Here is a 14464-nt window from a genome sequence, read left to right as displayed (position 1 = left end):
AAAGTTTGACAGACAATCGCCGGCGGCTGTGCCGCGGGAGGAAAGTCCGGGCTCCGTAGGGCAGGATGCTGGATAACGTCCAGTCAGCGCGAGCTGAAGGATAGTGCCACAGAAATGGACCGCCGATGGCGCTGATGCGCACAGGCAAGGGTGGAACCGTGGTGTAAGAGACCACGAGGGAATTTGGCGACTTATTCCCTGGTAAACCCCATCTGGAGCAAGACCTAATGGACGCCGTGCTGCGATAGCAGTACAGCCTTTGCCCGAGGTGCGTCAGGTTGGTCGCTTGAGCAGTGCAGCAATGTACTGCCTAGATAGATGATTGTCACTTCAATGGTGGGAGGGTGGTTCCCGTGATGACCACTGGAAGGACAGAACCCGGCTTATGGCAAGCTTTCCATTCACCACTTGATCGGAATGAAAAACCGTTATTGCAACTTGTGCAATAACGGTTTTTTTCTGTCTTCAAGAGTCATTTCCAAGGCACCATCTAGGTTCCACTGGCACTTTTCAACTTTTTTACTTCTCTTTCAAATCTTTGCGGATAGAGAAAAAAAGATTGAGAAGGGCCTTGAGCAAATTCCAGCGCCTCATTCACTTCAATCTGGCCATATCCGAAAAATTTGTCCTTCCCCTTCGTACCGATGTCTACGCTGGTCTTTCGCATGATGTCCATGACTTCTTCATTGGTTAGAAGCGGGTTCGTCGAGCGGATCATCGCAGCGAGTGCAGCGACATGAGGACTGGCCATTGATGTACCGGACAGTGCAGCATACCTCGCATCGGGATAGGTGCTGGCAATATTCTCACCCGGAGCGACAACATCGACATAATCGCCATAATTGGAAAAGATCGCCTTGTTCCCTGTAGGGTCCGTTGCAGAGACGGCAAATACTTCCGGATATGCCGCGGGGTACCCCGGTTGTTCTGTATTATCGTTGCCCGTAGCGGCAATCAATACGACATCCCGGTCATAAGCATATTTGATCGCATCATGCAGAAATTGGGCTTCTGCATAGTTGCCTAAGCTCATATTGATCACTTTGGCACCGTGATCGACCGCCCAAATGATGCCTGCCGCAACATTATACGTATTGCCTGCGCCTGTCTCATCAAGCACCTTGATCGGCATGATTTTGTTATACCAGCTCATGCCGGCGACTCCTTCATAGTTGTTTACCGAAGCGGCAATGACGCCCGCCACATGAGTGCCATGCCCTAAATCATCGTCGGCGGTTTTGGTTTCATCGATGATGTTTAAACCTTCTACGAGACGTCCTTGCAAATCAGGATGGTCTAAGTCAACGCCGGTATCTATGACGGCTACGACGACTTCCTCGTTACCCTTCGATATATTCCATCCCTTGAGCGTATCAATCTTCGGCAGGTTCCACTGATATTCTTCGTATAAAACATCATTTGGAGAGGCTTCTGATACGTCGTTCGTCATATACATGTAGTGAGGCTCTGCATATTCAATGTTCCATTTTTTGAAATATTGCACCAGCTCGTCCATTTTCATTTGATTGGATTCAAAGATATACGTATAGCCGAGTTTTTTTGCTTTTACCGCTTGGATGTCATTGCGAATTTGCCGCAGTTGTTTCGGAGTCGGATCGTTTTTGAATTTAACGACCAACTGGTTAACGTGATAATGGCTGACGCCTTCATTTTGCTCCGGATGATCTACATCTTTTTTCTTCAGATTGTCGCTGTCCGCGGCCTGAATGTTAAAGCGTTTGTCACTTGGGTAAGGAACGAGTCTCAAATTTTTCTTTTGATGGGTCTCAACCTTCGATTGGACACTGCGTTCAATCACAGCGGTCACATAATTTTTTCCGTTTTTCACCGGAATGGCTGCGACATAATAGGACTGATCATTGATGTTCACTGTTGGAGAATAGTATGTTCTACCTTGTTTTGCTTTTTGCTCCGCAGTCTCCATATACTGCTGCAAATCTGCCGGCGGTCTGTTTGGAAGCTTTCCGGCTATGGCTGATTTACCTTGCATATTCCAACGCAAATATTTCATATGCGGATGCTGCTTAAGGAAATCCGCTGCCGCTTCGGATGCAGTATGTCCAGACAGATGCATGGAACCGTGGAGAAACATAAGTAAATCTCTTGAACATTGCTGCTTGCATAACTCGTCCGTCAGCTCAACATCGCGCTGCATAATTTTTCTTTTAATAGTCAGTTCCTGTTTTGCATCCATGTTATGTTCGCTTGGCGGCTCAGATTTTGAGTGAGTTTGTGGATCGGGATCACGATCCGCCGTTCCCCATAAAATCATCCCAACAACGACTGCGGATAGAGCTAATACAGCAATAGCCTTCATTCGATCAACACTCCGTTTCCATCAAAAATTGCTCGATTTAGCTGCATATTGGGTACAGACCTGATAAGCCTGAAATGCGCACGGAATAACTTGTTGTCATATAAGATTAGAGTCTTATTGTACGAATGGAATTATGTCTTGTAATTGTTGTGTGAAAAGTTAAAATCATAAAGAAAGGTGTATGGATAATTGTTACGTTTCTGTGCATTTTGTGGTAGGATGATGTTAGCCTTACAGATTAAACAGAACCGGTAAAGGTTCATAGGTTTCGTTGATATGGTTTCTTCGCTACATTGAAGGAGGTTAAGGACCTGATGCCTGTACAAAATGTGAAAGCCCTATGTGAATCAACAAAAGAACAATTAATGCAAGCAATGGAGAATTTGGAGCATTTTTTAAACCACTATTCGATTACAAGCTTTGATACGAATGATGAACCGGAAATGACTGAGTTTTATACGGGCTTTTTATCTGATTTAAGACATTTGCTCGTTTATTGTGAAGATTATTATGAGAAGTTGGGAATTCTGTTGAGAAGACCCACTTTTAATGAAGAACAATCCGAAAAAGTGCTGTATCATGTGTATCATCAATGCATTAACAGCTTCTTCTATCCGAAGCATGAATGCTACTCGGAAGACGGCCGTTATGCATATACAGGTCAGGATGCCATCCGTTTCCGTAAAAAGCCGCAAAGAGAAGCGAGAGATATTACGCTTGCTTGCTCCAAAATTTTTGAAGAGCTTCGCGAGAATTTGGCCTATTATGAATCCGATTATGTCAACCGTTTACGAATGCAGGGTGAGAAACTATAGTGGTTTCCCACTGCAACATATAAAAAGAAAGACCGGCGCAAATTTGCCGGTTTTTTTGTTGTTTCCGGAAAACAAACAATCCATGCAATATTGTACAGTCCCACCGCAGTCGGAATAGTTGCCTCATGGAACGGGCACATTGTTAACGGAGGTGATTTCTATCATGCCAGATGTAAAATGTTCCGTTTCCAACTGTACCTATTGGAATCAAGGCAACAATTGCGGGGCGGATCGGATCATGATCGATATCGACCAACATGCAAATGCAGATTACAGCGCCGAATTTGCAGGAGTATCATTTGATACGGAGCATCAGGATCGTGCGAAAAAAGCGGCGAACACTTGCTGCCACACCTTTAAGGCCAAATCTAAATGAAAGGAGGAAATTCAGTGAAGGATCAGGAAAAGAAAGCCTTGAAAGCACCTAAACAACAGTATCGTCTTGAATCCGGCTATAAAGATATGAAGCAGGACCAAACGGACGAAGAGCTTTCTGAGGAATTGGGACCAGCCGCTTTAGACCGTAAACAAGAAGACGCGGAGTTTGCTTCTGATATGGAAAGCAATACGGAAACGGCGGATACGGAGTTCGGCAGCGAATGGGGTCAAGAAACCGAAGAAGCTGGATTTGCTTCGGGCGCAAAGGATACAAAATACAATGTGAATTTGTACGGAAGCTATGAGGACACTGAGTTTGGCACGGATTTGGGAAGCAAGACAAAGGGAACCGAATCCGAAAAAGTCGAAAGCAGTGCTTTAAAAGATACCGAATTCAGCACGGATCTCAGCAGCACGAACCCTAAAAAATCGCAAACCCATTCAAAAGCTGTAAGCAACGCTCAAGGCGCTGATTTCGGCAACTTGGGTGGTGCTGTCAGTGATACCGAATTTGGCATGGAACCGAGCAGCAAACAGACGGCTGCAGGTAACGCCAAGAAAGCCGTAAGTGCAGAGGATTTTGGCGGTACAGTGAGCGATACGGAATTTGGTACGGATATTGGCGGCAGCAAAAAGTACGATACAGAAATTGCAACGGATTTCGGTCGTAGAGAAGATGATACAGAATTTGCATCGGAAGCAGTGCAGGCAACCAGACCGATGAATTATACCGAAGAGGAAGATCGGGGCGGGGCATCGGGCATCGGCATTTTTGGATTTATTTTATCGATTGCTTCATTATTTATATTTCCAGCTATTTTAGGGCCGGTTGGTGCAGTCATGGGATTTGTTGCATACAGCCGAGGCAGCCGAGGTCTCGGTATTTCGGCCATTGCGATTGGTGCCATTTCATTCATTGTTTATATGCTGCTGCGCATGGCATACGATTAAATATCGAAATCAACAAAAACCCCTTCAGCTTGAAGGGGTTTTTCTTGAAAGCTAAAGGTTATAACTTTGATGGCTTTATGGCTCTAACTAAAACATAAGGTGTGGGAATGCCGGAGTGTTTACCGACAACCACCCTATGCTCGTATGAACTTATGCTCGGGACACCGGACGCTGTCAGGGCATTTTTCACATAGACTCAAGTTTTTTGGCGTTTGCGGATCACGACTCTTAAAATGCCGACAGCGATCGTCTCCACACCCGCGGCCAGTACGGAAGTGATGAACCAGGAATCCGTACCGAGCGAAATGTACAGCATCAGATGTACAGCTAAAAGCACGAGAAATAAATAAAATAAATTGATTTGCTCGAACCATTTTAACAAAAGACAGATGCCTCCTTATCACAGGTGTTAGTAACATACTGTCCCATGAACTGCGGGAATATACGCGGGTAGGAAAAGCGATTAGTCTATATCATGATGCTGTATACTATAAGGAAACGTCGGCACCTACTAGAAACGACAGCGAAAACAGTGTAAAATGTTCATTTGTACGAGTTTGGACCGGACTGATATAGATTAAACATTTCAAATTGAAAGGAATCACACGCTTATGGTAGTTTATCTGGATTATGCGGCGACAACGCCTCCTTTCAAACAGGTTACCGAGGTTGTTACGGAAGTGATGGAAAAATATTTCGGAAATCCATCCTCTCTTCATCGATTAGGTATGGAGGCGGAACGACTGCTGGAGCGTTCAAGGGAAGTACATGCAGGCTTGCTTCAAGTGAAAGCAGATCAAATCGTGTTCACATCGGGTGGAACAGAAAGCAATAATTTAGCAGTTAAAGGAACTGCGTTTAAATATCAAAATAGAGGGAAGCATCTCGTCACGACACAAATTGAACATGCATGCGTGTATGAAAGCTTCAGGCAGCTGCAGTCGTTCGGCTTCGATGTGACATATGTTAAGCCTGATGAACAGGGAATCGTCCATTTGGAGGACATTCAGCGAGCAGTCAGGCCGGATACCATCCTTGTGAGTGTTATGCATGTAAATAACGAAACGGGGGCCATTCAGCCGATTGAGGCGATCGGAAAATGGTTGAAAGCTCAACATAAAATATTGTTTCATGTGGATGCGGTGCAATCGGTAGGAAAGCTGCCGATTGCAATCAATGATTGGGGCATTGATCTGCTGAGCATGTCCGCACACAAGATAAACGGCCCCAGAGGAACGGGGATTTTAGTGAAAAAATCCAGCATGGAGCTGGAGCCGCTTATGAGCGGCGGTGGCCAAGAGATGGGATTTCGTTCGGGAACCGAAAATGTAGCGGCAATCGTGGGGATGGCCAAAGCGTTAAGAATGACGTTGGATGGACGAGAGGTACATACGAAGAGGATGGCTGTCCAGCGGGAGCGTATTAAGAACGCCATTCAACAGATTCCTGAATTGATCTTGAACGGGCCGGAGGAGCCAGAGCATTGCGCACCTCACATCATCAACTTTTCGTTTCCCGGTATGAAATCGGAGGTTGTACTGCATGCGCTGGAGAAACACGGTTTCTACGTGTCTTCTCGTTCAGCTTGTTCCTCTTCCGATAGCAGACCCAGCCGTGTGCTGGAAGCGATGGGATTGAGCAGGGCTAGAGCTGCAAGCGGCATTCGAATCAGCTTGGGAGCGAATACCATGGATGAGGAAATTAGCGAATTGATTCAGAAGATCGAGCAAACCGTGACGGAATTAAAGCCGCAAATGATATAGGAGGGACTTATGCAACCGGATCATATTTTACTGCGTTTTGGTGAGCTGACTTTAAAGGGAAGAAATCGGTCTAGGTTTGAAAATCAGGTGGTCAGCCACGTTCAGCGAATATTAAAGGGTTATCCTAATGCGTCATTAAGCAAAACATTCGGTCGTGTCTACATCGAGCTGAATGGTGAGCCCTATGAGCCCATTAAAGAAGGGCTTAAGAAGGTGTTCGGTCTCTCGTCGTTCAGTCCGGTGCTGAAGTGCGCTGTGGATTTAGAGGAAATTCAGAAGGTGGCACTCTCGGCAATGCTGAGCTTCAGCAAGGAGCCAAAAACGTTTAAGGTGAGAGTCAAAAGAGCTTACAAGGCATTCCCATATGTTACTCAAGAACTGAACCATCTCATCGGCAGTTATGTTCTAAGACAAATGAAGGATTTAAAAGTGGATGTACATCATCCGGAGGTGGAGCTCACCGTCGAAATTCGAGAAGAGGGCACTTTCGTATACAGTGAAACGGTTCAAGGAGCAAAAGGTTTGCCTGTGGACAGCAGCGGAAAATCGATGCTGATGCTTTCCGGTGGAATCGATAGTCCTGTCGCTGGTTGGTATGCGATGCGCAGAGGCATTCAGATTGAGGCGGTTCATTTTCACAGCTATCCTTATACGAGTGAGAGAGCAAAGCAAAAGGTGATTGATTTGACGCGTATTCTAAGTGAATATACGAAAGAAATAAAACTCCACCTTGTGCCATTTACGGAGATTCAAACTCGGCTTAAACAGATGAAAAATGATAATTTATTGATTACTTTGATGCGCAGAGCGATGTTCCGTATTACGGAAAAACTGGCCGAGAAGGAGCAGGCGATGGCCATTATAACGGGAGAAAATCTAGGCCAGGTGGCAAGCCAAACGATGCCCAGTCTTCATGTCATCAATAAGGTGACAGGCATTCCGGTCCTTAGACCGCTCATCATGATGGAGAAGCAGGAAATTATTCGAGTAGCCGAAGAAATCGGAACTTACGAGACTTCCATCTTGCCTTACGAAGATTGCTGTACCATCTTCCTTCCTAAATCGCCAAGCACAAACCCGAATTTGAGATTGGTGGAGAAGCTGGAAGCCGGGATGGATTGGATGGACGAGGAAATTGATCGTGCCGTTAGAGATACAGAGGTGATGACGATCACTTCCGATATGAAGGACGAACCTGAGCTCTCTGATGAATTCGAACGTTTGTTTTAACCAAAGTCGCAGCAGAATACCGTAATAATAAAGCCGAGGGATGACTACCCCTCGGCTTTTTCATTTTTCCATTTATGGCGTATTCACAGCTTCATTCTTCTGACTTGCTTTTCGATCATTCACGAATTTACCCGCAATTAATACACCGATAATAACAAGAGCCATCAACATCCATTTCACGGCAGGGTTATCTTCGAAGAAGCCGGTTAGTTTTTTGTCATGCGTCATCATCTTGGAAGCAGTATATGCGAGAACGCCGGAACCCAAATAAATAATAACCGGAAAACGGTCGGTAAGTTTAATAAAGAGCGTGCTGCACCAAACGACAATAGGTACACTAATCATTAATCCGATAATGACGAGAATCGTATCTCCGTGTGCTGCACCGGCGACTGCGATCACATTGTCAATTCCCATGGCTGCATCCGCGATAATGATCGTACGAATCGCGGCCATCAGACTATTGCCAGCTTTTATATTTCCGTGATCATCGTCCGAAACGAGCAGCTTAAATGCGATCCATATGAGCAGCAAACCTGCTACGAGCTGTATGAAAGGAATCTTCAATAAATGCAGTACGAAGATCGTAGCGATCACACGTATTGCGACGGCCCCTAAAGTTCCCCAAATAACCGCTTTCGTACGCTGCTCATGCGGCAAATTTTTGGCAGCGAGTCCGATCACAATGGCATTATCACCGGCAAGGATTAAGTCGATGAACACAATTGTTCCAAGAGCGACCCAAAAATCAGCTGATAAAATATCCATAAGTCCTTCACTCCTCTTTTCATTGTGTGCACCGAGGTCTATTTTATGTACTGCCCAAAAACGGGATCCATCCCATTTTTAGGAAATATAAAAAAGACCTCTGCCGTGAATGGCAAAGGTCTTGCAAACAACGTTATGTTGCCAACAAAGCCGGGGAATAAAATTCCCGTCATGACGACTTTGCTGTACAGCTACTCCCCTTTGTGCTTGTGAGTTCATTATAGGGGATGAAAAGTTGGCTAGTCAAGAGATGAATGTTCTGTTATTTCTTCATCCTGGTAATCATATCACGCCTAGCTTGGACATATTTTGGATGTACAAGGAGGTGTTAGATTGGATTCGGTGTGGATGTTTTTGGAAATTTTGCTAATTAATATGGTACTGAGCGGGGACAATGCAGTCGTCATTGCCATGGCCAGCAAACACCTGCCTGAAGATCAGCGTAAATACGCGGTTTGGTGGGGAGCACTTGGTGCGGTCATCATGCGATTGGTTCTTACATTCATTGCTGTCGTGCTGTTGGACATTCCGCTGATTCAGGCATTAGGATCGCTTCTGCTGCTGTATATTGCATTAAAGCTGTTGACGCAAAAAGAGGAAGAAAGAGAGATGCGCTCCTCTTCTAATTTATGGGCTGCGGTATGGACGATTATTGTTGCAGATTTCATTATGAGCTTGGATAACGTGCTGGCAGTGGCGGCGATTGCGAATGGAAACTTGACCGTTCTCATCGCAGGAATCACCTTAAGTATACCGATTATTATATGGGGAAGTACATTCATGATGAAGCTGCTAGATCGCCTCCCCGTCTTAAATCTATTAGGGGCAGCCATTTTAGGATATACGGCGGGAGAGATGCTTGTAAACGATGAGAAGGTGCAGCAATGGCTGATACAAGCTCATTCCTCTTATCATTGGGTTGTGCCTTTGTTTTCCGCATTGATTGTCATCTGTATGGGCTTGTGGGTGAAAGTAAAAAACTGACATCAAACCCTTTTGTCGGATGTAGCAATTTCATGTCAAATCCATTACACTTGTATGTAAAGAGTAATGGACTATTGGCATGGAGGTAAATTATGAAAAAGCATCAATATTCCATTGGAATTCTTATTATTATTGCCGGAGCGGCTATTTTGCTTGGCAAGCTGGGAGTATTCCAATTTGTGGGTAGTGCTTTTTGGCCCATATTTGTTTTGGCGCCGGGTGTTTTGTTTCATTTATTGTATTTCGGGGGTGTACTTCCAGCGGGAGTTCTCATTCCAGGTGCGATTTTGACGACCAATGCACTTCTCTTCTTTTTCTGTATTATTTTCGGATGGGATTCCATGGCATATTTATGGCCGATCTTCATCTTAGGAGTGGCGATCGGGCTTTATGAGTTTTATCTTTTCGACAGACAGCATCCGAAGAGTGCGTGGATTGCCGCCATTATTTTGGGTGTTGCTTCCATCATATTTTTAATTTTCAGCTTTTTGTTCAGTTCAGCCATTTATTTTCTTGCACTTGCTCTTATCATCGCTGGCGTGGTATTGATATACAGACAGCCTAAAGCATGGTAATTGTTCAACTCGAAGCATTATTATCCACACTTTGCAGCTTGCATTTTCATAGACTGAATCGTATAATTACAACTGAGTTTAGCGTCGGCCAAAGTCCGACGCTATTTTACTGACAAAGTACAGATATTCTAATATAAATAGAGAAAGTGGGAAATTTTTTGGATATGAAAAGAGAAAACCTGCGAAATATTGCGATTATCGCTCACGTCGACCACGGTAAAACGACATTGGTTGACAAGCTGCTTCAGCAGTCCGGTACGTTTCGTGAAAACGAAGCGATCCAGGAGCGTGTCATGGACTCGAACGACATTGAAAGAGAAAGAGGCATAACGATTCTTGCCAAGAATACAGCGATCCATTATAAAGATACGCTGATCAATATTGTGGATACACCGGGACACGCCGATTTCGGCGGCGAGGTAGAGCGGATTATGAAAATGGTCGACGGCGTGCTGCTGTTGGTTGACGCTTTCGAGGGCTGTATGCCTCAGACGAAATTCGTGCTTCGCAAAGCCTTGGAACAGAACCTGACTCCCATTGTCGTGCTTAATAAAATCGACCGCCCGAACGCAAGACCACATGAAGTCGTTGACGAGGTGCTGGAGCTTTTCATCGAGCTGGAGGCCAATGATGATCAGCTGGATTTCCCTGTTGTTTATGCATCAGCGCTGCAGGGAACGGCAAGCATGGATCCAGAGCGTCAAGACGACAATATGGAGGCGTTGTTCGAGACGATTATTTCCCATATTCCTTCCCCAATTGATAACTCCGAGGAACCTCTCCAGTTTCAAGTAACACTGCTGGATTACAATGAATATTTAGGCCGTATTGCCATCGGCAGAGTCAATCGTGGCAAGGTTCGCCGTGCGCAGCAAATTGCGTTAATCAACCGAGCCGGCGAAACGAAAAATGCAAGGATTGAAAAGCTCTTCGGGTTTGAAGGATTAAAACGCGTTGAAATCGAAGAAGCTGCCGCCGGCGACATCGTGGCTATCGCAGGCATTAGAGATATTAATATCGGTGAAACGATCGCAGATCTCCAACATCCGGAAGCACTTCCTGTCCTGAAAATTGATGAGCCTACACTGCAGATGACTTTCCTTGTCAACAACAGCCCATTCGCAGGCAAGGAAGGAAAATGGGTAACTTCCCGAAAGCTGCAGGAGCGCCTGTACAAAGAAACCGAAACCGACGTCAGCTTGAAAGTATATGAGACAGGCAGCCCGGATGCGTTCTTGGTTGCTGGACGCGGCGAGCTTCATTTAGGCATTTTGATTGAGAACATGCGCCGAGAAGGGTTCGAGCTGCAGGTGTCGAAGCCTGAAGTCATTATTAAGGAAATTGACGGCGTCAAAATGGAGCCGATGGAACGCTTGATTATTGATGTGCCAGAGGAAAGCACAGGTGCGGTGATGGAAAGTTTAGGACCAAGAAAAGCAGAAATGCTGAACATGGTGAACAACGGAAATGGACAAGTTCGCTTAGAATTTTTGATTCCGGCTCGCGGCTTGATCGGTTACCGTACCGAGTTCTTAACGATTACGCGCGGATACGGCATCATGAACCACGCCTTTGATCAGTATGCGCCTTATGCTGGTGCAGATGTAGGCGGAAGGCATCAAGGGGTGCTGGTATCGATGGAGAATGGAAAAGCAACGCAGTACGGTATCCTTTCCATCGAAGATCGAGGTATTCTATTCCTGGAGCCTGGTGCGGAAGTATATGAAGGCATGATCGTCGGAGAGCATAACCGCGATAACGACATTGTCGTCAATATTTGCAAGGAAAAGCATCTCTCGAACGTTCGATCAGCGACGAAGGATGAAACGGTGAAAATGAAAACACCGCGCGTGCTTTCATTGGAGCAAGCATTGGAATATTTGAACGACGATGAATATTGCGAAATTACGCCGGAGTCGATCCGCCTGCGTAAGAAGATTTTGAATAAGAGCGAACGCGAAAGAGCGGAAAAACACCGCAAAACGACGATTAACGGATAGTATGAACAGGGGTTCGCTGGGAGAGGAGGAACGGTATGGAGAATCAAAACGGACAAGAGGAAATTTTGGATTTTAATTTCAAGAAGTTTATGTTCGGAGATACGGAGAACGGAGCATATGGTCCGGACTATGGTACGGATCGGCTGTTTGGAATTACGATGGACAATTGGGTGATCTATTTGATCATCTTTATCTTCATCGCTTATATCTATAACAAGGTGTTCCGTGCACGCAAACTGCCGCTTCTAAAGGAGGCTATTGTTTATATTTTATTGGCCTTGGGGGCGTTCCTGCTTCTCATTTTCGAAACGGATTCTTCACTGCCGATTGTGTACAGCTTGTCTGTAGCGGTGGGGCTGATGCTGACGCTTCGCATACGCTATTTTGTCATGGATTTGCAGAAGAAACGAAATCAATCGAATAATTAGTTTCCCCTTTGATACTTGAACTTTTTATCGCTGCAAGGCGTCTTATGTGATGAGGGTGCAAAATAACGCTGTTTTTGACGATTTCTCTATCTTGCTCCTTGGCAGAATACTTCCTATCCCTAGAACCGTCTGATGTGAAGCGGATGAAATGAGTTTACAATGAAAAAAGGTGCTGACAAATGACGACACAATCAACTCAGCCTCTTCCTCCGCGCGGAGGGAATAAAGCGGTCAAAAAGTCGAAGCCGAAAAAACGCGGCAAAACAGTTTTAAAGTATGTCCTGATCATATTTATACTATTGCTTCTGTCGGCAGGAGCATATGCAGGGTATTTATGGTACAAGGCAAATCAAGTGTTGGATGACATTACGGTAAACAATGCGAAAGATGCGACGGAAGAAGAGATGGCCAGCGTCAAGCCGATGACGATTCTACTGCTCGGATTGGATTCAAGAGAGGGCCTAGGATTAATGAATACGGATGTGATTATGGCGCTCACTATGAATCCAGAGACGAAGTCAGCTACGCTGGTTTCCATTCCCCGCGATACGTACATTCATCCGAGCGGCTATTCTGAAGGATGGAAGGCCAATGCGTTTTATTCGATCGCCAAAAACAATGGATACGGCGAAGGTGAATTTGGCGAAGTCAAAACGATCTTTAGCGAATTTTTAGATATCGAGATGGATTATGCGGTACTGATCAACTTTGAAGCGTTCAAGGATGTCGTTGACGCATTGGACGGTGTTTATGTTGAAGTCGATCAAGATATGCGTTACGTGGATACCGTAGATGGGACGGATATTAATCTAAAAGCAGGATGGCAAACATTAGACGGTCAAGACGCACTCGATTTCGTCCGCTATCGTAAATCGAATAGAGGAACTGGCGCATCCAGCGACCAAGAACGCAATCAGCGTCAGCAGCAAGTGCTTTCAGCTATTATTGATAAAATTAAATCCCCGACGGTGGTGCTGAGCGCAGGCGGACTTCTGGATGCAGTGGGCGATAATGTGAAGACCGATTTGCCGAAAAACCAGATTATCGATATTATTCAGACATATGCGGGCATTAGCAGCAATAACATAGAATATATCCCGCTGGAAGGCCGATGGGTGAGTCCGTATATCGAGCTGGATCCGGTCAAATTCGAGGAAGCGAAACAAAAGCTAAAGCAGCGGCTTCAAGCTGACGAAGCGCAGACCGTCATTCCAGAAGAAACCGGGACGGATGCCGAGTCCGAATCCGCGAATGGGCAATAACAGCGATGGATCACCGCAGTTTTGTTATGATATACTGTCGGTAAAGGTTGGATAGAGGAGGACGTCATAACATGCCTGTACTCTCAGCCGTAAAGAACGACATGCACACTCTTCAAGCAGATCAGGAAACATTCGTTCCTTATCATCAATTGGATGACATGAAGGGATGGTTAACCTGCAAAGCCGCCTTATGGACTTCTGACGTTGAGAAGACAGTCCAGTGTGAGCCATTCGCTGCGAGAAAACTCGACAAAATCATCCATTCTGCGATAAGAAAAGCCTAGCTGTGCGAACAGCTAGGCTTTTTGTGTCCATGAAGGAGGAGAAAGTCGAACGATGCGAGTGAATGTCGTCCAAGTTACATGCTTTTTTGGTTTAGCTTCTGCTGATCCTCTTTGCGCTGCTCGACATTGCCGGGTGACGGCGACACATTTTTGGGCATTTGCGGAATGATGCGGCCCATAATGTCTGCCATTTCCTCGGCAAATCCGGCAATCGGACGGCCTTTTCTAATTTCGTCGCGGAGCTCCTTTAAGCGGCCGTTTATATCGATATCCGCGGTCACAACAGCATGCACCCCGTAAGGGTCTTTTCGCAAGGCTTCGGCGACAGAATATTTAACGGTACCGACACGGGAACGCTCCAGATCCTGATTTACGTTGATACCGACGATCGCGGTATCGCCAAAGACAACACAGTTGGCAGAGTTGACATCGGGGACCTGTTCAGCGATGCTCTCTAATCGTTGTGCTACGGATTCAGCATCTTTAATTTCTTTCTTTGGCGGCACGGTCTGTTTCACACGGACTTTTTGCCCGTCTTGGCCTTGATTAGGAGAAGCTTCGTTAGCATTGCCGCAACCGAATAAAGTAAGCAGAGCCATAATGACCAAAGCATAACGCACTCTGCATCACATCCTTTCATTACGATTTCGTAAACCTAGTTTGTCCTGCAGTTACAAAAATATGTGCT

15 protein-coding genes and 1 other RNA gene are annotated in these 14464 nt (G+C 45.6%); 12 read left to right on the top strand and 4 right to left on the bottom strand.

Going from position 1 to position 14464, the window contains the following annotated elements; genetic code table 11:
- Positions 1-401, top strand: an RNA gene (rnpB, locus tag ACFPXP_RS20710) — RNase P RNA component class A.
- Positions 402-490: 89 nt separating this feature from the next.
- Here the strand turns inward: rnpB and ACFPXP_RS20705 are convergent.
- On the bottom strand, positions 491-2338 hold the full coding sequence (locus ACFPXP_RS20705) for a S8 family peptidase (protein ID WP_379896344.1): 1848 nt from the start codon (positions 2336-2338) through the stop codon (positions 491-493).
- Positions 2339-2652: 314 nt separating this feature from the next.
- On the opposite strand from ACFPXP_RS20705, the gene ACFPXP_RS20700 reads away from it, so the two are divergent.
- The 3 genes from ACFPXP_RS20700 (at position 2653) to ACFPXP_RS20690 (ending at position 4482) form a co-directional block, all read left to right on the top strand.
- Complete coding sequence (locus tag ACFPXP_RS20700) at positions 2653-3153, top strand: DUF3907 family protein (protein ID WP_379896343.1); 501 nt, start codon at positions 2653-2655, stop codon at positions 3151-3153.
- 163 nt (positions 3154-3316) lie between these two features.
- Complete coding sequence (locus tag ACFPXP_RS20695) at positions 3317-3529, top strand: DUF1540 domain-containing protein (RefSeq protein ID WP_379896342.1); 213 nt, start codon at positions 3317-3319, stop codon at positions 3527-3529.
- A gap of 14 nt (positions 3530-3543) precedes the next feature.
- Entirely contained in the window at positions 3544-4482 is a 939-nt protein-coding gene (locus tag ACFPXP_RS20690; protein WP_379896341.1) for a hypothetical protein, read from the top strand.
- A 196-nt stretch (positions 4483-4678) separates the two neighbouring features.
- On the opposite strand, the gene ACFPXP_RS20685 is transcribed toward ACFPXP_RS20690, so the two are convergent.
- Positions 4679-4864 carry a hypothetical protein gene (locus ACFPXP_RS20685; protein ID WP_379896340.1) on the bottom strand — a complete coding sequence of 62 codons (186 nt, stop codon included), beginning with the start codon at positions 4862-4864 and terminating at the stop codon, positions 4679-4681.
- Between the two features lie 229 nt (positions 4865-5093).
- On the opposite strand from ACFPXP_RS20685, the gene ACFPXP_RS20680 reads away from it, so the two are divergent.
- Both ACFPXP_RS20680 and thiI read left to right on the top strand, forming a co-directional pair.
- Entirely contained in the window at positions 5094-6245 is a 1152-nt protein-coding gene (locus ACFPXP_RS20680; protein ID WP_379896339.1) for a cysteine desulfurase family protein, read from the top strand.
- A gap of 9 nt (positions 6246-6254) precedes the next feature.
- Positions 6255-7475 carry a tRNA uracil 4-sulfurtransferase ThiI gene (thiI, locus tag ACFPXP_RS20675; RefSeq protein ID WP_379896338.1) on the top strand — a complete coding sequence of 407 codons (1221 nt, stop codon included), beginning with the start codon at positions 6255-6257 and terminating at the stop codon, positions 7473-7475.
- 72 nt (positions 7476-7547) lie between these two features.
- Here the strand turns inward: thiI and ACFPXP_RS20670 are convergent, their stop codons facing one another.
- Complete coding sequence (locus ACFPXP_RS20670; protein ID WP_379896337.1) at positions 7548-8243, bottom strand: TerC family protein; 696 nt, start codon at positions 8241-8243, stop codon at positions 7548-7550.
- A 333-nt stretch (positions 8244-8576) separates the two neighbouring features.
- On the opposite strand from ACFPXP_RS20670, the gene ACFPXP_RS20665 reads away from it, so the two are divergent.
- The 6 genes from ACFPXP_RS20665 (at position 8577) to ACFPXP_RS20640 (ending at position 13776) form a co-directional block, all read left to right on the top strand.
- Positions 8577-9227 (top strand): TerC family protein, encoded by a 651-nt coding sequence (locus ACFPXP_RS20665; RefSeq protein WP_379896335.1) that lies wholly within the window; start codon positions 8577-8579, stop codon positions 9225-9227.
- Between the two features lie 92 nt (positions 9228-9319).
- Positions 9320-9802: a hypothetical protein gene (locus tag ACFPXP_RS20660; RefSeq protein ID WP_379896333.1), complete on the top strand. Its 483-nt coding sequence runs from the start codon at positions 9320-9322 to the stop codon at positions 9800-9802.
- Between the two features lie 164 nt (positions 9803-9966).
- Positions 9967-11802, top strand: a complete 1836-nt coding sequence (gene typA, locus ACFPXP_RS20655) for a translational GTPase TypA (RefSeq protein WP_379896332.1) — start codon at positions 9967-9969, stop codon at positions 11800-11802.
- Positions 11803-11837: 35 nt separating this feature from the next.
- Complete coding sequence (locus ACFPXP_RS20650) at positions 11838-12230, top strand: YlaH-like family protein (protein ID WP_379896330.1); 393 nt, start codon at positions 11838-11840, stop codon at positions 12228-12230.
- 179 nt (positions 12231-12409) lie between these two features.
- The gene (locus ACFPXP_RS20645; protein ID WP_379896328.1) at positions 12410-13492 is read left to right on the top strand and encodes an LCP family protein; all 1083 of its coding nucleotides are present in this window, start codon (positions 12410-12412) and stop codon (positions 13490-13492) included.
- Between the two features lie 71 nt (positions 13493-13563).
- Complete coding sequence (locus ACFPXP_RS20640) at positions 13564-13776, top strand: hypothetical protein (protein ID WP_379896327.1); 213 nt, start codon at positions 13564-13566, stop codon at positions 13774-13776.
- Positions 13777-13850: 74 nt separating this feature from the next.
- On the opposite strand, the gene ACFPXP_RS20635 is transcribed toward ACFPXP_RS20640, so the two are convergent.
- Positions 13851-14396: a YhcN/YlaJ family sporulation lipoprotein gene (locus tag ACFPXP_RS20635; RefSeq protein WP_379896325.1), complete on the bottom strand. Its 546-nt coding sequence runs from the start codon at positions 14394-14396 to the stop codon at positions 13851-13853.
- Between the last annotated feature and the right edge of the window lie 68 nt (positions 14397-14464).

Origin of the sequence: Marinicrinis lubricantis (genome assembly GCF_042658665.1) — a bacterium.
Lineage (GTDB): Bacteria > Bacillota > Bacilli > Paenibacillales > KCTC-33676 > Marinicrinis > Marinicrinis lubricantis.
The sequence above is the reverse complement of the archived record's forward strand: the minus strand, read 5'-3'. Positions and strand labels throughout refer to the sequence as shown.